This window comes from Variovorax sp. YR634 (genome assembly GCF_900106655.1).
In the GTDB taxonomy this organism is placed as follows: domain Bacteria; phylum Pseudomonadota; class Gammaproteobacteria; order Burkholderiales; family Burkholderiaceae_C; genus Variovorax.
This window is the reverse complement of sequence record NZ_FNOL01000020.1, coordinates 62226-80842: the sequence shown is the minus strand read 5'-3', so window position 1 is coordinate 80842 and position 18617 is coordinate 62226. Positions and strand designations below refer to the sequence as shown.

Below are 18617 nucleotides of genomic sequence, written 5' to 3'. Positions count from 1 at the left end.
GGCGACTGAATGCTGACAGCGCGGCGCCAGCCGCCGGGCCTGCGCGCCGCGGGCCCGGCGTGGCGCTGCGCGTCGTTCCTCATTGCCATCGGCGTGCTCGCGCCGGTGCTCACGCTGGCGTGGCTCGCGTTCGGTTCGGGCGTCGGCCACTGGGGTCCGCTGTTCGCACATGTACTACCGCAGGCGGCGCTCAACACGGCCTTGCTGCTTACGGGGGTGGGCGCACTGGTGCTGGTGATCGGCACCGGCTGCGCGTGGCTGGTAACGGCGCACGACTTTCCAGGGCGCGGCGTGCTGCACTGGGCGCTGCTGCTGCCACTGGCCATGCCGACCTACATCGTCGCCTTCGCGTACCTCGACCTGCTGCACCCCATCGGCCCTCTGCAGGGCGCGATCCGCTGGGTGCTGGGCTTCGACAGCCCGCGCCAGTTCCGCCTGCCCGACCTGCGCTCGGCGCCTGGTGCGATCTTCGTGCTGGGCTTCGTGCTCTACCCGTACGTCTACATGACGGCTCGCGCGATGTTCATGACGCAGCCGGCGCACCTGATGGAAGCGGCGCGCATGCTCGGCGAAAGCCGGCGCGGCGCGTTCTTTCGCGTGGCACTGCCGCTGGCGCGACCGGCGCTGGCCGTGGGACTGAGCCTCGCGCTGCTCGAAACGCTCAATGACATCGGCGCTTCTGAATTCCTGGGCGTGAACACCTTGACGGTGGCGGTCTACACCACGTGGATCACGCGCTCCGACCTGGCCGGAGCAGCGCAGATTGCGTGCGCGATGCTGTTCGTGGTGGTGGCGCTGGTCTGGCTCGAACGCAACGGCCGGCAGCACCAGCGCTTCGGTTCGGCACAACGCATGCGCGCGGTGCAGCCACGGCGCCTGCATGGCGGCGCGGCCTGGGCTGCGACTGTGACGGCAGCGACGCCCGTGCTGATCGGCTTCGTGGCTCCTGCGCTCTACCTCGTCTGCGAAAGCGCCAAGCGGCTGCAACAGGGCGGTGGCGTTTCCCGGGGTCTGATCGCGAGCCTCGGCAACACGCTGGCGCTGGCTTCGGGCGTCACCGTGGTCGCGGTGGCGGCGGGGCTGGTCGTCGCCTGGGCTTCGCGCAGCCAGGGCTCAAGCCTCAACCGTGCGCGCTGGCAGGCGCGTGTAGCAACACTGGGCTATGCGGTGCCGGGCACGGTGCTGGCCATCGGGCTGCTCACGCCTGCGCTGGCCTTCGATGCCGCTCTGGCCACCGCGCTCGGCTGGCAGGGCCTGCCGCTGATGGGCGCCGGCGTCGTGCTGGTCGTGGCCTGCGCGATCCGATTTCTTGCGATGCCCGTGGGCGGCATCGAGGCCGGCCTCGCGCGCATTCCCCCCGCCATCGAGCAGGCCTCACGCCTGCTTGGCGAAACCACCGCCGGCACGCTGCGCCGCGTGCACCTGCCGTTGCTGCGCCCCGCCATGGCTGCAGCCGCGCTGCTGGTGTTCGTCGACGCGATGAAGGAGCTGCCGGCCACGCTGCTGCTGCGGCCCGCCAACTTCGACACCCTCGCCACCTGGCTCTATGCCGAGGCCGCGCGCGGCACGTATGAAGAAGGCGCAATTGCCGCGCTCGCGATCGTGCTGGCCGGCCTGCTGCCCGTCGTGCTGCTTGCGCGCAACCAGCTGGGCACGTCCTCGCTCACACCCGGCCCCGACAAGACATGAGTTCTCCCCTGCACATCGATGCGATCCAGCTCGCCTACGACACACCGCGCGGCCTGCACACGGTCGTCGATGGCTTCTCGCTGGCATTGAACGCGGGCGACATCGGCTGCCTGTTCGGCCCCTCGGGCTGCGGCAAGACGACGGTGCTGCGCGCCATCGCCGGCTTCGAGCCCGTGCGCGCCGGCACCGTCCAGCTCGGCGACGTGCTGCTGTCGTCCGCGCAGAAGCACCTGCCGCCCGAGCAGCGGCGCGTGGGCATGATGTTCCAGGAGTACGCGCTGTTTCCGCATCTGTCGGCCGCGAAGAACGTGGCGTTCGGGCTGCGTCGCCTGGACCGTGCGGCGCAGCAATCGCGCGTCGCAGAAATGCTTGCGCTGGTCGGCCTGGCCGACGCGGGCGAACGCTACCCTCACGAACTCTCCGGCGGCCAGCAGCAACGCATTGCGCTGGCCCGCGCGCTCGCGCCCTCGCCCGCGCTGCTGCTGCTCGACGAGCCGTTCTCCAACCTCGACGGCGGCACGCGCGAGCGACTGACGGCAGAAGTGCGCGGCATCCTGAAGCAGGCCGGCCAGACCGCGATTCTCGTTACGCACAACGAGGCCGAGGCGCACGCCATGGCCGACCGCATCGGCGTGATGCACGGCGGGCGCATCACGCACTGGCTCGACACGGCGGCCTAGCACACAGGGGCCTTTTCTCGAATGGGCTTATCGGGAAAAGGTTGTTCGGGATCGCAAGAATCGCGGCGTTCCAGACACATCCTTCCCAAAGAACGGAAAGCCCCATGACGCGACAAGCCCTCACCCTCGTCAGCCACCTGCTGTGCCCGTACGTGCAGCGCGCCGCGATTGCGCTGAATGAAAAAGACGTGCCCTTCGAGCGCGTCGTGATCGACCTCGCCAACAAGCCCCAGTGGTTCCTCGACATCTCGCCGCTCGGCAAGGTGCCGCTGCTGAAGGTGCAGCGCCCCGATGGCAGCGAGGCCGTGCTGTTCGAAAGCAACGTGATCTGCGAGTACCTCGAAGAAACGCAGCCCGGCGCGCGCCTGCACCCCGAAGACCCGCTCACCCGCGCCGAGCACCGCGCCTGGATGGAGTTCGGCTCGGCCATCCTCGCCGACCTCTGGGGCTACGAGACCACGCAGGACGCAGCCGTGTTCGAGCAGAAGCGCCTCGCGCTCATCGCCAAGTTCGGGCGTGTCGAGGCCGCACTGGGCGAAGGGCCCTACTTCGCAGGCCGCAGCTTCAGCCTCGTCGATGCGGTCTTCGCGCCGGTGTTCCGCTACTTCGAGGTGTTCGATGCGATCAGCGACTCGCACGTCTTCGATGCCCTGCCCAAGGTCGATGCCTGGCGCAAGGCGCTGGCCGCCCGTCCCAGCGTGCGCAACGCCGTGGTGCCTGAGTACCCGCAGCACCTGATGGAATTCCTGCAGCGCCACCAGGCCCACCTGCTGACCCTGGCAGCTTGATCGCCGCGCCGGGAGGCAGACAATAGCGGCCTCCCTTTCCGATCTTTCCCATAACTACACGGCACCACGAGATGCGACTCCTTCACACCATGCTGCGCGTTGGCAACCTCCAGCGCTCCATCGACTTCTACACCAAGGTGCTCGGCATGAACCTGCTGCGCACGTCCGAAAACCCCGAGTACAAATACAGCCTCGCCTTCATCGGCTACGGCAAGGGCAACCCCGACCAGGCCGAGATCGAGCTCACCTACAACTGGGGCACCGAAAGCTACGAACTCGGCTCCGCCTACGGCCACATCGCGCTGGGCGTACCCGATGCGTACGCGGCCTGCGAGAAGATCAAGGCCGCGGGCGGCAACGTGACGCGCGAGGCGGGGCCGGTCAAGGGTGGCACCACGGTGATCGCGTTCGTCACGGACCCTGATGGCTACAAGATCGAGCTGATCCAGCGCGACGAAGGCGCCGCTGGCGGCGGCCTGCGCTGAACCTCGGCGGGGCAGCCCATGGCAAGCACGAAGAAGCAGGCCACGACAACCCGCCATGTCGCGCTGCTGCGCGGCGTGAACGTCAACGGCATCACGATCAAGAGCGCCGATCTGAAGGCGCTCTTCGTCGAACTGGGCTTCGGCGCGGTGCGCACCGTGCTCGCCAGCGGCAACGTGCTGTTCGACACCAGCGAGAGCGACGCCGCCGCGCTGCGCACGCGCATCGAGCAGGCCCTGCGCAAGCGCTTCGGCTACGACGCGTGGATCGTGCTGCTCACGCAGAAGACCGTGGCCGAAATGGCGGCGAGCTACCCCTTCGAGCGCATCGACGAAGAACGCCATCCCTATATCGTGTTCGGCTCCGACGCCGCGATGCTCGATGAAATCGTGGAGAAGGCCGGCACCGTCGATGCTGACGTTGAACAGCTGAAGCGCGGCAAGGGCGTGCTGTACTGGCAATGCCCGCGTGGCGAGAGTCTCGATACGCCGGTGGCCAAGCTGCTCGCCAAGACCCGCTACAAGTCAAGCACCACCACGCGCAACCTGCGCACGGTAGAGAAGCTGCTCACAGACTGATCAGCAGCCCAGCAGGTCCGCCAGCTCGTTGATGTCGCACGCATGCAGGTTGTTGTCCGGCTGCGGCGAAACATCCTTCGGCCTGGCGCGGCCGAATTCATGCGGGCGCTCGATGTACGCGGTCTTCAGGCCGCAGGTGCGCGCGGCGGCCAGGTCGTCGTGGTGCGCGGCGGCCAGCATCACCTGCCCGGGCGTTGCGTCGAACACGCCCGCCACGCCGAGGTAGGTTCGCGGGTCGGGCTTGTAGGCCTTGAACACTTCGGCCGACAGCACGCAGTCCCAGGGCAGGCCGGCGCGCTTGGCCATTTCGGTGAGCAGGCCGATGTTGCCGTTCGACAGCGTGCAGATGGTGAACTTCTTCTTGAGCCGCGTGAGCCCGGCCACCGAATCGGGCCACGCCGGCAGTCGATGCCAGGCACGGCTCAGGTCGCGCTTGGCGGCGGTGTCGAGGCGGTCGGCCAGGCTGAAGTCGTGCAGCACCTGTTCGAGCATGCTCAGGTGCAGTTCGTCGAGCAGCGTGAAGCCGCCCTCGCCCGCGGCGATGCGCTCCATCACTGCCTTCATCGCGGGCTGGTAGCCGGCACGCCATGCCAACGCGAAGGCTGCGCCGTCCACGCCCGGCAGTGCGCTCTCGGCCTCGGCGGCAATGCCGCTGTGCCAGTCGACCACCGTGCCGAAAACGTCGAACGCGATGACCTTGAGGTCGCTCGCGTCGAAATCAGCGCCGCTCATGGCGATGCTCAGCGCGGCAGCTGGCTCGCGGCGCGTGCCAGTTGCTCGATGCGCGCCCAGTCGCCGTCACGGATCGCGTCGGTCGGCACGATCCACGAACCGCCCACGCAGGCCACGTTCGACAGCGCGAGAAACTCGGCCGCGTTGCCCGCATGGATGCCGCCCGTCGGGCAGAAGGTGACGTCGCCGAACGGCCCCTGCCAGGCCTTGAGCATCGGCAGGCCACCAGCCTGCAGCGCGGGGAAGAACTTCAGCTGCGTGTAGCCGTCTTCCTGCGCGGTCATGATTTCGCTGCCGGTGGCCACGCCGGGCAGCAGCGGCAGGCCGAGGTCGTGGCAGGCCTTGCCAACCGCGCGCGTGTAGCCCGGGCTCACGCCGAACTTGGCACCGGCCAGCGCCGAGGCTTGCGCATCGGCTGCGCTGCGGATGGTGCCGGCGCCGGCCACGGCTTCGGGCACGTCCTTGGCGATGGCCTCGATGCATTGCAGCGCCTGCGGCGTGCGCAGCGTGACTTCGAGCATGCGGATACCGCCGGCCACCAGCGCGCGCGCCAGCGGCACGGCGTCTTTCACGTCGTTCAGCACGATGACCGGGATGACCGGGGCGTCGCGCATCACGTCCAGCGCGGTGAGTTTTTCGTTCATAGCCATGAGCAGGCTCCTTCTTCTGCGGTAAGTGCGTTACGGCGCATGCCGGCGAACAGTTCACGGCCGAGGCCGTGTCCGTCGGCGATGCGCTGCGCTTCGGGTTGCGTTGCGGTCTCGCGCGCTGCCCATTCGTCTTCGGGCAGCAACACGGCGAGCGTACCCGCGACGGAGTCGAGGCGGATCAGGTCGCCGTCGCGCACCTTGGCGAGCGGGCCGCCCGCTGCCGCTTCGGGCGAGACGTGGATCGCGGCCGGAATCTTGCCCGACGCGCCGCTCATGCGGCCATCGGTGACCAGCGCCACGCGGAACCCCTTGCCCTGCAGCACCGACAGCGGCGGCGTGAGCTTGTGCAGCTCGGGCATGCCGTTGGCCTGCGGGCCCTGCCAGCGCACCACGCAGACCACGTCGCGCTCGAGTTCCCCGGCCGTGAATGCCTTCTGCAGCGCAGCCTGCGAGTCGAACACGCGCGCCGGGGCTTCGATGACGTGGCGGTCGTCGGGCACCGAGGACACCTTGATGACGCTGCGGCCGAGGTTGCCACTCAGCAGCTTCAGGCCGCCAGTGGCGCTGAACGGGCTCGCGACCGTGCGCGTGACGGCTTCGTTCTTCAGGGGCGCGGCGGGGGTCCATTGCAGGCGGTGCTCGCCCGCATCGCCTGCCAGCGCCGGAATGTTCGCGAATTCACGGATGCCGCCCGAACGCACCGTCAGCACGTCGGCATGCATGAGGCCGGCATCGACCAGTTCGCCGATCACGAAGCCGGGGCCGCCCGAGGCCTGGAACTCGTTCACGTCGGCGCTGCCGTTGGGATACACGCGGCTCAGCAGCGGCACCACGTCGGAGAGCTTGGAGAAGTCGTCCCAGTCGATCAGGATGCCGGCAGCGCGCGCCACGGCCACCCAGTGGATCAGGTGGTTGGTGGAGCCGCCCGTGGCGAGCAGGGCGACCATGGCGTTGACGATGCAGCGCTCGTCGACCATCTCGCCGATGGGCGGGCAATTGAATGCTGCCTCGCCCGCCTTGCCCAGCACAGTGCGCACGGCCTCGCGCGTGAGCGTTTCGCGCATCGCGTCGCCGGGCTGGATGAAGGCCGTGCCGGGCACGTGCAGGCCCATGGCTTCGAGCAGCATCTGGTTGCTGTTGGCGGTGCCGTAGAAGGTGCAGGTGCCCACCGTGTGATAGGCGGCCATCTCGGCGTCGAGCAGGCCCTGGCGGCCCACAAGGCCCTGCGCCGCCTGTTCGCGCACCTTCGACTTGGCGCCGTTCGACAGGCCCGAGGGCATCGGGCCGGCCGGCACGAACACGGTCGGCAAGTGGCCGAAGTGCAGCGCGCCGATCAGGAGGCCCGGCACGATCTTGTCGCACACGCCGAGCAACAGCGCCGCATCGAACATGTCGTGCGTGAGCGCGACGGCGGTGCTCATGGCGATCAGGTCGCGGCTGAACAGGCTCAGCTCCATGCCGGGCGTGCCTTGCGTGACGCCGTCGCACATGGCGGGTACGCCGCCGGCCACCTGCGCGGTGGCGCCGAGGCGGCGGGCCTCCTGCTTGATGATGTCCGGGTAGCCCTGGTACGGCGCGTGGGCCGAGAGCATGTCGTTGTAGGCGGTGACGATGCCGATGTTGGGTGCGCGCTCGGTCACCACGCGGAATTTGTCGTTGGCCGGGATGCCGGCCACGGCGTGCGCCACGTTGGCGCAGCCCATGCGGTCGGAGCCGCGGTCGCGGGCGCGGATTTCGGCAAGGCGGGTGAGGTAGGCGCCGCGCAGCCCCTGGCTGCGCTCGCGGATGCGATCGGTAACGTCGCGGACGGTGGGGTTTGTGCTGCTGCTCATGGGGGTACGTGGCTCTTGCTGCATGTCGCCAGGGCGACTGTGGGCCTGGAGGCCCATGGTAACAAGCCGGGCGCGAAAGCCCGATGAAATCCGGGCGCCAGGCAATACGAATTTACCCATTCGAGCCTTGCAGGGAGGCGCACGCAAAAAAGCCCGGCGTTACCGGGCTTCTTCTCTGATCTGGCAATCGGAGCGCGTGGCGCTCAGTCGACCAGCTTCACCTCGACACGGCGAGCCTCGGCGTTGTTGCCAGTGCCGGCCGTCACGGCGGGCTTCTGCAGGTCGACCTTGGCCGCCGGAACGCCCAGGCCCACGAGCACGTCGCGCACCATCTCGGCGCGCTTCTTCGCGAGCTGTTCGTTGATGGCGGCGTCGCCGGTGGTGTCGTGGAAGCCCGAGATCACCGCCTTGCGGCCGCTTTCGACGCCCTTGATGACCGCGGCCAGTGCTTCGGCGGCGCCCGGTGCGAGATCGGCGCTGCCGGTCGCGAAGTAGAAGCTCACCACGCCATCGACCACGCGGACGCTGGCGCCGTCGGGGATCGTGACCGTCACCGTCTCTGTGACCTCGGCCACCTTGGGCGCCGCTCCGGGTGCGGGCGCCGAGATTGTCACTGCCGCAGCGGGCTTGGCGGCCGCCGGGTTGTGCCCCTTGTGCCAGAGCACGATGCCCACCACGAAGAAGATCACCAGGGCGATCAGCGCCATGACGAATCCGATGATGAAATTCTGCTGGCTGTCGTCGTCGCTCATTGCGGGTCTTGCTCCGTAGGAAAGAGGTCGGTAAATAATGGTGCGGTGAACCATGATCAGGAAATTGTAGGCGTCGGCCCTGACACCCCCGTGTCGGACCCTGCGCCGAACCCCGGTCCGCCGGGACTCGACCCCATGCCCAAGCCCCTGCGCGACCCGCAGCCGATGCTCGAGCGCGCCATCGCCGACTGGGGCGGACATGAGGACCTCTGGCTCTTCGGCTACGGCTCGCTGATATGGCGGCCCGAGTTCGGCTTTACCGAGCGCCGGCCGGCCTGGGTGCACGGCTGGCACCGCGCGCTGAAGATGTGGAGCCGCGTGAACCGCGGCAGCGTGCAGACACCGGGCCTCGTGTTCGGACTGCTCTCGGGCGGCAGCTGCCGCGGCATGGTGTTCCGCGTGCCGAAGGCCGAGGGCCTCGAAACCCTGCGCCGGCTCTGGCTGCGCGAGATGCCGACCGGCGTGTACGACCCCAGGTGGCTGCAATGCGGCACGGCCGAAGGCCATGTGCGCGCGCTGGCGTTCACGCTCTCGCGGCGCAGCCCCAACTTCACGGGCGAGCTCAGCGACGAGCGCTACCGCCACATCTTCGCCCACGCGGTGGGCCGCTACGGCAGCTCGCTCGACTACGCGCAGCAGACGCTGCTGGAGCTGCAGCGGCATTCGATCCACGACGCGGCGCTGGCGCGGCTGGTGGCGCTGGCCGCGGCGAAGGAACAGGAGCAGCGCCAGTCAGGGAACGCTGCTGATTGCGATGCACCGCAGGCTCCGGTATATGTTCCGGGGTCTCCAGACAAATCCGAATCCTCCCAACCTTCCGGACCCTCCAAGGAAAACACATGAACCAACGTCGTCTCATCGCCACCGGCGCCGCCCTCCTCGCCTCGGCCCTCCTGGCCGCCTGCGGCAGCATGGGCGGCAAGCCGAGCACGGCCGTCGAACTGGTGCCGACAGCCGCGATCACGCCCAACCCGACGCGCGGCACGGTGACCTTCACCGCCCTCGAGCATGGCGTGCGCGTGTCGGGCGAGGTGCGCGGCCTGGTGCCGGGCAGCGAGCACGGCTTCCACATCCACGAAAAGGGCGACTGCGGCGACAACGGCAATGCCTCGGGCGGCCACTTCAACCCGACCGGCGGCACGCACGGCAAGTTCGCCGCGCCAGGCAGCCATGCCGGCGAACTGCCGAGCCTGCGCGCCGACGCCAACGGCATGGCACGCTTCAGCGTGGAAGACCACGCGATCTCGCTGACCCCGGGCGCTGCCAACAGCGTGGTCGGCCGTGCGCTGGTGGTGCACCGCGACCCCGACGATTTCACGACGCAGCCGGCAGGCAACTCGGGCCCGCGCATCGCCTGCGCCGTGATCGCCAAGCCCTGATCAAATAGAAAAGGCTAGGCGTTCACGCGCGCCAGCCACAGCGCCTCGGCCTGCGCCAGCGCCTCGGGCGTGTCGATGTCGGTGACCACGCCGACATCGTCCACCGCCAGGTCGGCAACCGAATCGATGGCGCGCATCGACCGCAGGATGGACGATGCGCCGAGGCCTCCCTCCAAGGTAGCGAGTTGCGCGCCGCACCCGGCGGCAAAGCCCACCGGATGCCCGCGCTCTCCCCGGTACTGCGGCTGCACGGCATTCACCCGGCCGCCAAGGGCGGCTGCAACCGCCTGCAGCGTCGCGGGCAGCACCAGCGGCAGGTCGCCCGGCAGGATCAGCCAGCCCTGCGCATCGGACGTGGCGCGCACGGCAGCCGCGATCGAGTCGCCCATGCCGGGGTGCCCAGCGTCTTCCACATGCCACGGCAGGCCGCTGGCGCGCACCGCGTCGATCGTGCGCTCCAGCACCGGCTTGCCGGCGAGCAGAGCCTTCAGCTTCGATCCCGTGCCGCCGGCCGCGATGAAGCGCTCGCCGCGGCCCGAGGCCAGCACGATCACTACCGGGGAATTCGCCTTCTGTGTCGTCATGGGCCGAGTATGTGCGCAACAATCCCGGCATGACTTCCCCTCTCTCCAATGACGCACTGGCGGCACTGCGCAAGAGCTACGAGCGAGCCGAGCTCGGCGAGGCCCACAGCGCCGGCGATCCGCTGAAGCAGTTCGAACGCTGGCTCACCGAAGCCATCGACGCGCAGGTGCCCGAGCCCAACGCGATGACGCTGTGCACCGTGGGCAGCGACCTGCGGCCGTCGAGCCGCATCGTTCTCATCAAGGGCTACGACGCGCGCGGCATCGTCTGGTACACCAACTACGAAAGCCGCAAGGGCCGCGAGCTGTCGGGCAATCCGTATGCGTCGCTGCAGTTCCACTGGGTCGAGCTGGAGCGCGTGGTGCGCATCGAGGGCCGCGTCGGGAAGGCGGGCGCCGAAGAGAGCGACGCCTACTTCGCAAGCCGACCGCTCGACTCGCGCATCGGCGCCTGGGCCAGCCCGCAGAGCGAAGTGATCAGCGGACGCGACGTGCTGGTGAAAAACGCGGCCGTGTTCGCGGCCAAGCACCTGCTCTCGCCGCCGCGCCCACCGCATTGGGGCGGCTACCGGCTGGTGCCCGACCGCTGGGAATTCTGGCAAGGCCGCAAGAGCCGGCTGCACGACCGGCTGCGCTACCGGCTCGAAGGCAGCGACTGGGTGCGCGAGCGCCTCGCCCCCTGAGCCGCGTCGTCAGGCCTCGCAGCCGACCACCTTGAATTCGACGCGCCGGTCCAGCGCGTCGCTCGCATCGTCGGCCCCCGTTCCGACGATGTTCTCGCGAAAGCCCATGCCCGATTCGCGCAGCTTCTTCGACAGCGGCGGCGCCTCGCCCACCAGCCGGGCCTTCACGCTCACCGCGCGCTGCAGCGACAGCCGCTCGTTCACCGCCTCCGAGCCCGTGCGGCTCGTGTGGCCCGTGACCACCACGCACGAATCGATCTGCGCCGCCTGCCGCGCGATCTGGCGCAGCCACATCGGATAGGCGGTGCTGATCTTCGGGTCGGAGAGGAAGTCGGTCGAGCCCGGCTTGAACAGGAACTTCACGCTCAGGTTGTTGGTTTCGAGCCCCAGGCGCGCGATGGTGCCGAAGGTCTTCTCGGCATCGGCAGTGCGGCCGAGCTGCGATTGCGTGAGGTACAGCCCGCTGTAGATGCGCAGCTGCTGGCCGTCGGGCCGTTTCGACGCGGCCTCGTAGCGGCTCAGCGCCTCGCTCATGCGGCCGGCCTCGTAGGCAGCGGTGGCTTCCTGCAGCACGGTCGAGGTCGGCAGGCGCTCCAGGTACAGCGCGTCGGCGGCCTGGCCGGGTTGGGTTTCGGCGGTGCGGATGTAGCCCTCGACGCCGCGGTCCTTGCCGTTCACCGGGCTGTCGCGGAAGAAGGCGGTGGGCCGCGTGTCGAGCGTGGCATCGCTGATGCGCGTGACCGACTGCGCGATCACCACGCCGCTCTTGATCTCGGTCAGCGCAAGGTTCAACCGGTACGGCCCGCCCGAGGCGTCCTTGTCGCGCACCAGCGTGCCGTTCAGCACGTACTGTGCGTTGCCGATTTCGCTGGCGTTGAACGGCGTGACGGTGAACTGCTTGAACTGCGCCTGCATGCGCTGGACGATGCGCTGCTCGGCCACGCGCGTCACCTCGGTCTGCTGGCCGCTCGCGCCTTCGAGCAGCGGGTCGATCACGATGCGGCGCTGCGTGAGCGTCGATTCCACCTTGGCCAGGAAGGCCGGCAGCTTCTGCGTCTGCACCATCAGGTCGTCCACTGCCTGGTTCACGGCCTGGTCGAAAGGCATGGCGTTGCCGGGTGCGGGGCGGTGCGCGCAGGCGGCGGCAAGCACGGCGGCAGCGCACAGCGCGAACACGCGCAGTGCCACGCGGACTCGTTGGGTGGTGGTCGTCATCAGCATTGGCTCCTCAATGTCTTCATGTCCTGGTCCGACAGCGGCTCGCCGACGGCGGCGCGCATGTTGATTTCGCTGCAGCGCTTCGATGGCGTGGGGCGCGGCGCGGCGGCTTCCCGTTGCACCGGCGGCGGTAGCGGCGGCGCGGCTGGCTGCTGTGCGCGCGTCCTGATCACCGGCTTCGGCTTCGACGGCGCCTCGTCGGTCTTTTCAGACTTCTCGGCGGGCGACGGCTCGGCCGGCTCGCGCGGCACGTTCGCCGACAGGCACGGCGTACGGCACGGCTTGGCCGCGCCAGCAGGCTCCGCGGCCTGCGCGGGACGGCCGTGCAGCGCGATCACCATCGCGACCACCGCCATAGCAAGAAGGGGCGAAGAGCGCGCCGGGTGAATCATCAGCCGGCAAATGTAGGGTGCCAGCGGCCCCGCGCCATCTCGCCAAACGGCCACCCTGCCAAACGGCATAGGCGGGCGGCGAAGCGCTCTAAGGCGAAAGTCCGCTCAACGCCAAGGAGAAGAGACCGAAGGACTCAGGGCAGCCATTGCACACACATCATCACGAGCGTGAGCGTGACGAGCCCCAGCACCGTCGACACCGCGACGCTGGCCGTCACCAGGTCTTCGGACGTGCGGTAGCGCTGCGAGAACAGGAACACGTTGGCGCCAATGGGCAGCGCCGCTGCCACAACCATCACCGTGAGCGGAATGCCGCGCACGCCCAGCAGCCAGCCGATGACAGCCACCAGCAGCGGATGCAGCAGGTTCTTCACCAGCGCCTGCACCAGCGCGCCGCGCCAGTGCCGGCCGATGGGCGTGAGCGCGAGCGTGATGCCCACCATCACCAGCGCGATCGGCCCGAAAGCCTGGCCCAGCAACTGGATCGGCTTGTCGATGACCTCGGGCATCACCAGTCCGGTCTGCGCGAACAGCAGGCCCGCGATGATCGGCATCGGCACGGGGTGAATGATGGCGTTGCGCAGCGCGCGCATCACGGTGCGCGCCATCGACGGACGCTTGTCTGCGCCAGCGGCGCCAGCCTGCTCGCGCGCGACGGCCAGCTCCAGCACCACCGTGGCGCTCGTCAGCAGCACCAGCGAATGCAGCGAGATCAACGTGAGCAGTACCACCATGCCCTCCTCGCCGTATGCGAGGCCGATCAGCGCGATGCCGATCATCACGGTGTTGCTGTAGGTGTTGGCCAGCGCGAGCACCGCCGCCGTGCGGTTGAACCCGCGCAGCGCCAGCGTGCCCGCGAACAGCAGGCCCGAGGCGATGAAGTACGCCGCCACGGGCTTGAGGCTCAACTGCTCGACGTGCACCGTGCTCATGGCGCGGAACAGCAGCGCAGGCGCGAGCAGCAGGAAGATGAGATGCGACAGGTCTTTCACCGCATTGCCGCCGATCCAGCGGCGCTTGCCTGCCAGATAGCCGACAGCGATGAGCAGGACGACGGGAAGGAGCGAGGAGATGACGATGGAATTCACTCGGCGAGGATAGCCGAGGGACTCCTTCGTCTTCGCCCGCCCCTTGCGCCCTTAGAACGTCACGCGCAGCCCGACCTTCAGCGTCCGCCCCGGCAACGGCGCGTTCGGATACACCGTCGTCGTCAGGATCGAGGTCGCGCTGTAGGCCAGCTTGTTCGTGATGTTGTCCATGCGCGCATACCAGGTGAGGTTGGCGCGCTGCACCTTCATGCGGTAGGTGATGGCCGCATTCCACAGCGTGTATGCATCGGTTTCGCGCGCACCCACCGACGGAATGCGGTGCTGCGCCGCGTTGTAGTCGAAGCCGAAGCGCGCGCCCCACGGGCCGTTGGCATAGGCCAGCGTTGCGCCCAGGCGCAGCGGCGCGATGCGCGGCAGCGGCTCGCCGGTGTCGAGGTTCTTCGCGCGCACGATGTCGCCGCGCCACTCGAGGTCGAGCGTGCCCGCATCGCCCATGCGTGCGAAGCCGTCAGTGCCCAGCAGGCGCAAGTTGCCGTTGGCCTCGATGCCGGTGAAGCGCGCGCGCACGCCGCTGTAGACGTACTCGGCCAGCGTGTCGGTGGCGCCGGGCTCGGCCACGTTGCCCTCTTCATCGAGGTTGCGCCCCGATGCCGTCAGGCCGATGTAGTTGCTGAAGCGCGTGACATACGCGTTGACGCGTGCCGTGTTGGGGCCCGACTTCCATTGCGCGCCCAGATCGAGGCCGGTCGACTTTTCCTTCTTCAGGTTCGGGTCGCCCACCTCCCATGCGGCCGTTGCCACGTGGGGGCCGTTGGCCAGCAGCTCGTAGTCTTTCGGCGCACGCTCGGTGTAGGCGAGATTCGAAGTCAGCTGCCACTGCGGCGCGAGGTTGACCAGCGCACCGAAGGCCGCGCTGTGCGGATTGAAGGTGCGCTCTCCGACGGCAAAGCGCGTGACCGTCGGATCGTCCGGGTAGCCCAGCGAGCGGATGCGGACCTGCTCGGTGCGCGCACCGAAGCTCAGGCGGCCCCATGAAGTGCCGTATTCCTCGTACATGAACAGCGCGTTGGAGCGCGTGCGGCTGTGCGGCGCAAAGGCCTCCTCGCCGTCGGCAGCGAAGCGGTTGGTTTCGCTGCTGAAGCCGACCAGGCCTTCGAAGTCGCCGATCTTCTGGTGGCGCGCCTCGATGCGCAGGTCGTTGCTCATGTTCGAGAACGTGGTGCCGGCTTCGCCGCCCTCGAACTCGGTGTGGCGGTAGTCGGTGTGGCTCAGCTTCGCGTGGATGCTGCTGATGAAGCCGCCCGGGCGCCACTCGCCTTCGATCGCATAGCGGTCGGACTTCATGCCGATGGTCACGTCGTCTTCAGCCACGGTGCCGTACTTGCTGCGATAGGTGCTGACCGAGGCGCCGATGTAGCCCTGGTCGAAGAACATCGTGCCGCCGACGGCGCCGCCGTGCGCTTCGTTGGCTGAGTTGCAGATCTTGCGCGCAGTCCACGGCGAGCCGGGCTTGCTGCATTCGAGCGTGATCGGCACCGACACGTCTTTCGAGTCGCGGTTGAAGGCGTCGACGTGAATCGCCAGGCGGTCGTTGCCGCCTTCGAGCACCACGCCGCCGTTCTTCTCCTTGTTGCCGGTGGAGTAACCCAGGTCGGCACGGCCGCCGAAGCCGTTGATCGGTTCCGTCGGAATGCGGTTGTCGATCACGTTGACCACGCCGCCGACGGCGCTGCCGCCGTACTGCAGCGCCGAGGGGCCGCGCAGCACTTCGATGCGGTCGGTCACAAGTGCATCGATCGGCACGGCGTGGTCGTAGCTCAGCGCCGAGGCATCGGGCGCGCCGCCGCCGTTCTGCAGGATGCGGATGCGGTCGCCGTCCTGGCCGCGAATGATCGGGCGGCTGGCGTTGGGGCCGAAGTAGCTGCTGCTCACGCCGGGCACGTTATCGAGCGTTTCGCCGAGCGTCGATTGGGAGCGCAGCAGCAGCTTGTCGCCCGACAGGGTGGTGGTCGGCGCGATCAGGTCGCTTGCGCCGAGCGGGTTGCCGGTGACGGTGACTTCGCGCAGGCTGGTGGCGTCGGCGGGTTGGGCCTGGGCAGCATCAGGAGTCTGCGTCTGGGCCTGGGCCTGACTCGCGAAAGCGGCGAGCGAAAGAACGGCAACGCCAATGGCGTTGCGACGGAAGTTATGGGACATGAATGGACACTCGTTGAATCAAGGGACGACCAGCCGCCACCGCGCAAGAAGCGGGTGCAGCAGCCGGAACACAGGGGATTCAGCGAGTGGAAGGCGGGCCGCGCGCGTCGAACAGCGCGACCCAGCGGGCGATGACCTCGCCCTGCAGGAAAGCAAAGGTGGCCGACGGCAGCAGCATCGGCAGCACCACCAGCGGCACGCCGGGCACGCTGGAGCCGTGCGAGAGCTGGTCGTACAGGCGGCACTCGGCGTCGGTGTGCTCGCCGAACAGCCCGGCCAGGTGGTGGCCCGCATGCTTGTGGGCAACCTGCGCGGCCTGCTCCGCAGCGGCCGGCAGGCCCGGCACATGCAGCGAGCGGTGCATCAGCCCCAGCGTGCCCGCGAACCACACCGCGACCATCAGCGCGATGACGAGCGCGCGGGTCGAACGGGTCCGGGGTTGATGGATGGCGAGGTGCACAGGGCGCGAGTCTTGATGGCCGATCAGGCCTTCAGGCGCGAGGCGAAGGTCTTCTGGAACTTCTCGACCTTCGGGCCCACGACGAATGCGCAGTAGCCCTGGTTCGGGTTGTTCAGGAAGTAGTCCTGGTGGTAGGCCTCGGCTGTCGAGTAGTTGGCGAGCTTTGCCACTTCGGTGACGACGGGCGAGTGATAGGTCTTGCTGGCCTCGATCTCGCGGATGACCCCTTCGGCCACCTCTTTCTGGGCGTCGCTGGTGTAGTAGATGCCGCTGCGGTACTGGGTGCCGACGTCGTTGCCCTGGCGGTTGAGCGTGGTCGGGTCGTGCACGACGAAGAAGATTTCGAGGATTTCGCGCAGGCTGATCTGCGCCGGGTCGAATTCGAGCTTCACCACCTCGGCATGGCCGGTGCGGCCGGTGCAGACCTGCTCATAGGTCGGGTTGACGGTCTGGCCGTTGCAATAGCCCGATTCCACGTCCAGCACGCCCTGCACCCGGTCGAACACCGCCTCGGTGCACCAGAAGCAGCCACCGCCCAGCACGATGGTTTCGGTCGGCGACGGTGAAGTGGACATGGTGCTGCTCCGGCAGGTTGGAAAAAGACGAACCCGATATTGTCGCGGCTTGACGTGACGGATGCCGGTCACTACATTACTAACCCGCGAGTCATTAACACCATGCCCACGCCCCGCTCCTTCGTCGAAAAGATCTGCCCGGTGCACGCCAAGCGCGAGCGCCGGAAAGAGGCGCGTCCCGGCGAGCTGCTGGCCGCCGCGCTCGATCTGTTCGTCGAAAAGGGCTTTGCCGCCACCCGTTCCGAGGAAGTGGCGGCGCGTGCCGGCGTCTCCAAGGGCACCCTCTTTCTCTACTTTCCGAGCAAGGAAGAGCTGTTCAAGGCCGTGGTCATGGAAAACCTCGGCGGCCGTTTCACGGAGTGGAATGCCGAGTTCGAGGCCTTCGAAGGCACCACGGCCGAGATGCTGCGCTACTGCATGAACGTGTGGTGGGAGCGCGTCGGCAAGACCCAGGCCTCGGGCCTGACCAAGCTCATGATGAGCGAGGGCGCCAACTTTCCAGAACTGGCGGAGTTCTACCGCCGCGAGGTGGTCCGCCCCGGCCACGAGCTGCTGCGGCGCATTTTCAAGCGCGGCATCGACAGCGGCGAGTTCGCGCCGATGGACATCGACCACGCGATCTACTCGGTGGTGGCGCCCATGGTCTTCCTCATGCTCTGGAAGCATTCGGCCATGGTCTGCGTCGACGGCGCATCGGCTCTCGACCCCGAAAAGTACCTCGCCGTGCAGGCCGACGTGGTGATCAACGGGCTCAGCTCGCACCCCGGAAGGCCGAGCGTGCCGACGGTGTCACCGACGGCACCTAAAATTGAAGGTTTGTCCTGAGCCCACTAGGAAAACCACGCCATGAACCCCACCCCCACCCTCGAGCGCTTGCGCTTCAACATGATCGAACAGCAGATCCGCCCCTGGGATGTGCTGGAAACGGACATCCTCGAACTGCTGGCCGAAATCCACCGCGAAGACTACGTGCCGGAAGAACACCGCACGCTGTCTTTCTTCGACATGGAACTGCCCCTGCTCGACGGCTCCGTGCCCGGCGAATTCATGCTGTCGCCCAAGGTCGAGGCACGCACGCTGCAAGACCTGCACATCCAGAAGCACGAATCGGTGCTCGAGATCGGCACCGGCTCCGGCTTCATGGCCGCCCTGCTGGGCGCCCGCGCCGCCCAGGTGCTGTCGCTTGAAATCAACCCCGTGCTGGCCGCCCGCGCCGCCGAGACGCTGCGCCGCAACGGCGTGACCAACGTCGAAGTGCGCAATGCCGACGGCGCCGTGCCCCTGGCCAGCGGCCCGAGCTTCGACGTGATCGTGCTGAGCGGCTCGGTCGCCCGCATTCCGCAGAACCTGCTGGGTTCGCTCAAGGTCGGCGGCCGCCTCTCGGCCATCGTGGGCGAAGAGCCGATGATGCGCGCCCACTTCGTCACCCGCTCGAGCGAAAGCAAGTGGGACACCATCCAGCCCTGGGACATCGTGGCCCCGCGCCTGCTGAACTTCCCCGAGCCCTCGCGCTTCTCGTTCTGAGCCGGCGGTTGACCGAATGATCGACCAAGTCCGCCCCGCCGACCTTGCCGCCTGGTTCGCCCAGAACGCCGATGCCACCCCCGTGCTGCTCGACGTGCGCGAGCCCTGGGAACTGCAGACGGCGAGCGTCGCTCCCCAGGGCTTCACCCTGGTGGCGATTCCGATGAACGAGATTCCCGGGCGGCTGGCCGAACTGAATGACGGCCAGTCCGAACTTCGAATTGCATGCCTGTGCCATCACGGCGCGCGCAGCCAGCGCGTGGCCGCCTTTTTGAACCAGAACGGCTTTGACCAGCTCGCCAACGTGGCGGGCGGCATCGACGCCTGGTCTTCGCACGACCCCTCGGTCCCGCGCTACTGATTCTTTCTTCAA

22 protein-coding genes are annotated in these 18617 nt (G+C 68.1%); 11 read left to right on the top strand and 11 right to left on the bottom strand.

Annotated elements, in window-relative coordinates:
* Positions 1-9: 9 nt before the first annotated feature.
* The 5 genes from BLV60_RS26450 (at position 10) to BLV60_RS26430 (ending at position 4218) form a co-directional block, all read left to right on the top strand.
* A complete protein-coding gene (locus tag BLV60_RS26450; RefSeq protein WP_093058261.1) occupies positions 10-1689 on the top strand; it encodes an ABC transporter permease in 1680 nt (559 codons plus the stop codon).
* Positions 1686-2369: an ABC transporter ATP-binding protein gene (locus BLV60_RS26445; RefSeq protein ID WP_093058260.1), complete on the top strand. Its 684-nt coding sequence runs from the start codon at positions 1686-1688 to the stop codon at positions 2367-2369. The genes BLV60_RS26450 and BLV60_RS26445 overlap by 4 nt, the downstream gene beginning before the upstream one ends.
* Before the next feature lie 104 nt (positions 2370-2473).
* The gene (locus tag BLV60_RS26440; RefSeq protein WP_093058259.1) at positions 2474-3157 is read left to right on the top strand and encodes a glutathione S-transferase family protein; all 684 of its coding nucleotides are present in this window, start codon (positions 2474-2476) and stop codon (positions 3155-3157) included.
* A 71-nt stretch (positions 3158-3228) separates the two neighbouring features.
* Positions 3229-3642: a lactoylglutathione lyase gene (gloA, locus tag BLV60_RS26435; protein ID WP_093058258.1), complete on the top strand. Its 414-nt coding sequence runs from the start codon at positions 3229-3231 to the stop codon at positions 3640-3642.
* An 18-nt stretch (positions 3643-3660) separates the two neighbouring features.
* Positions 3661-4218, top strand: a complete 558-nt coding sequence (locus BLV60_RS26430; RefSeq protein ID WP_093058257.1) for a DUF1697 domain-containing protein — start codon at positions 3661-3663, stop codon at positions 4216-4218.
* Here BLV60_RS26430 and BLV60_RS26425 read toward each other — a convergent pair whose 3' ends face one another.
* The 4 genes from BLV60_RS26425 to BLV60_RS26410 all read right to left on the bottom strand — a co-directional run bounded on the left by BLV60_RS26425 (position 4219) and on the right by BLV60_RS26410 (position 8184).
* Positions 4219-4950, bottom strand: coding sequence for a haloacid dehalogenase type II (locus tag BLV60_RS26425; protein WP_093058256.1), 732 nt, complete (start codon positions 4948-4950; stop codon positions 4219-4221).
* Between the two features lie 8 nt (positions 4951-4958).
* Complete coding sequence (gene eda, locus BLV60_RS26420; RefSeq protein WP_093058255.1) at positions 4959-5600, bottom strand: bifunctional 4-hydroxy-2-oxoglutarate aldolase/2-dehydro-3-deoxy-phosphogluconate aldolase; 642 nt, start codon at positions 5598-5600, stop codon at positions 4959-4961.
* Complete coding sequence (edd, locus tag BLV60_RS26415) at positions 5591-7432, bottom strand: phosphogluconate dehydratase (RefSeq protein ID WP_093058254.1); 1842 nt, start codon at positions 7430-7432, stop codon at positions 5591-5593. The genes eda and edd overlap by 10 nt, the downstream gene beginning before the upstream one ends.
* Before the next feature lie 203 nt (positions 7433-7635).
* Positions 7636-8184, bottom strand: a complete 549-nt coding sequence (locus BLV60_RS26410) for an OmpA family protein (RefSeq protein ID WP_093058253.1) — start codon at positions 8182-8184, stop codon at positions 7636-7638.
* Positions 8185-8319: 135 nt separating this feature from the next.
* Here BLV60_RS26410 and BLV60_RS26405 point away from each other — a divergent pair, with 135 nt between their 5' ends.
* Positions 8320-9027, top strand: coding sequence for a gamma-glutamylcyclotransferase (locus BLV60_RS26405; RefSeq protein ID WP_093058252.1), 708 nt, complete (start codon positions 8320-8322; stop codon positions 9025-9027).
* Positions 9024-9563: a superoxide dismutase family protein gene (locus tag BLV60_RS26400; protein ID WP_093058251.1), complete on the top strand. Its 540-nt coding sequence runs from the start codon at positions 9024-9026 to the stop codon at positions 9561-9563. The genes BLV60_RS26405 and BLV60_RS26400 overlap by 4 nt, the downstream gene beginning before the upstream one ends.
* 14 nt (positions 9564-9577) lie before the next feature.
* Here the strand turns inward: BLV60_RS26400 and BLV60_RS26395 are convergent, their stop codons facing one another.
* Complete coding sequence (locus BLV60_RS26395) at positions 9578-10147, bottom strand: nucleotidyltransferase family protein (RefSeq protein ID WP_093058250.1); 570 nt, start codon at positions 10145-10147, stop codon at positions 9578-9580.
* Between the two features lie 29 nt (positions 10148-10176).
* Here BLV60_RS26395 and pdxH point away from each other — a divergent pair, with 29 nt between their 5' ends.
* Positions 10177-10830 (top strand): pyridoxamine 5'-phosphate oxidase, encoded by a 654-nt coding sequence (gene pdxH / locus BLV60_RS26390; protein ID WP_093058324.1) that lies wholly within the window; start codon positions 10177-10179, stop codon positions 10828-10830.
* Between the two features lie 9 nt (positions 10831-10839).
* Here the strand turns inward: pdxH and BLV60_RS26385 are convergent, their stop codons facing one another.
* The 6 genes from BLV60_RS26385 to msrA form a co-directional block, all read right to left on the bottom strand.
* Positions 10840-12051, bottom strand: a complete 1212-nt coding sequence (locus BLV60_RS26385) for an OmpA family protein (protein ID WP_093058249.1) — start codon at positions 12049-12051, stop codon at positions 10840-10842.
* A complete protein-coding gene (locus BLV60_RS34495; RefSeq protein WP_176928955.1) occupies positions 12045-12440 on the bottom strand; it encodes a hypothetical protein in 396 nt (131 codons plus the stop codon). Before BLV60_RS34495 ends, BLV60_RS26385 begins: the two co-directional genes overlap by 7 nt.
* Positions 12441-12574: 134 nt before the next feature.
* Positions 12575-13528, bottom strand: coding sequence for an AEC family transporter (locus tag BLV60_RS26375; RefSeq protein ID WP_093058248.1), 954 nt, complete (start codon positions 13526-13528; stop codon positions 12575-12577).
* A 51-nt stretch (positions 13529-13579) separates the two neighbouring features.
* Positions 13580-15685, bottom strand: a complete 2106-nt coding sequence (locus tag BLV60_RS26370) for a TonB-dependent receptor (protein ID WP_093058247.1) — start codon at positions 15683-15685, stop codon at positions 13580-13582.
* A 79-nt stretch (positions 15686-15764) separates the two neighbouring features.
* Positions 15765-16145: a hypothetical protein gene (locus BLV60_RS26365; protein WP_093058246.1), complete on the bottom strand. Its 381-nt coding sequence runs from the start codon at positions 16143-16145 to the stop codon at positions 15765-15767.
* Between the two features lie 23 nt (positions 16146-16168).
* On the bottom strand, positions 16169-16720 hold the full coding sequence (gene msrA, locus BLV60_RS26360; protein ID WP_093058245.1) for a peptide-methionine (S)-S-oxide reductase MsrA: 552 nt from the start codon (positions 16718-16720) through the stop codon (positions 16169-16171).
* Between the two features lie 102 nt (positions 16721-16822).
* Between msrA and BLV60_RS26355 the strand changes: the two genes are divergently transcribed.
* Genes BLV60_RS26355 through BLV60_RS26345 form a run of 3 tightly spaced genes read left to right on the top strand, consistent with a single transcriptional unit; the run spans position 16823 to position 18605 of the window.
* Positions 16823-17545 (top strand): TetR/AcrR family transcriptional regulator, encoded by a 723-nt coding sequence (locus BLV60_RS26355; RefSeq protein ID WP_093058244.1) that lies wholly within the window; start codon positions 16823-16825, stop codon positions 17543-17545.
* A gap of 21 nt (positions 17546-17566) precedes the next feature.
* A complete protein-coding gene (locus BLV60_RS26350; protein WP_093058243.1) occupies positions 17567-18244 on the top strand; it encodes a protein-L-isoaspartate O-methyltransferase family protein in 678 nt (225 codons plus the stop codon).
* Positions 18245-18260: 16 nt separating this feature from the next.
* Positions 18261-18605, top strand: a complete 345-nt coding sequence (locus tag BLV60_RS26345) for a rhodanese-like domain-containing protein (RefSeq protein WP_093058242.1) — start codon at positions 18261-18263, stop codon at positions 18603-18605.
* The last annotated feature ends 12 nt before the right edge of the window (positions 18606-18617 follow it).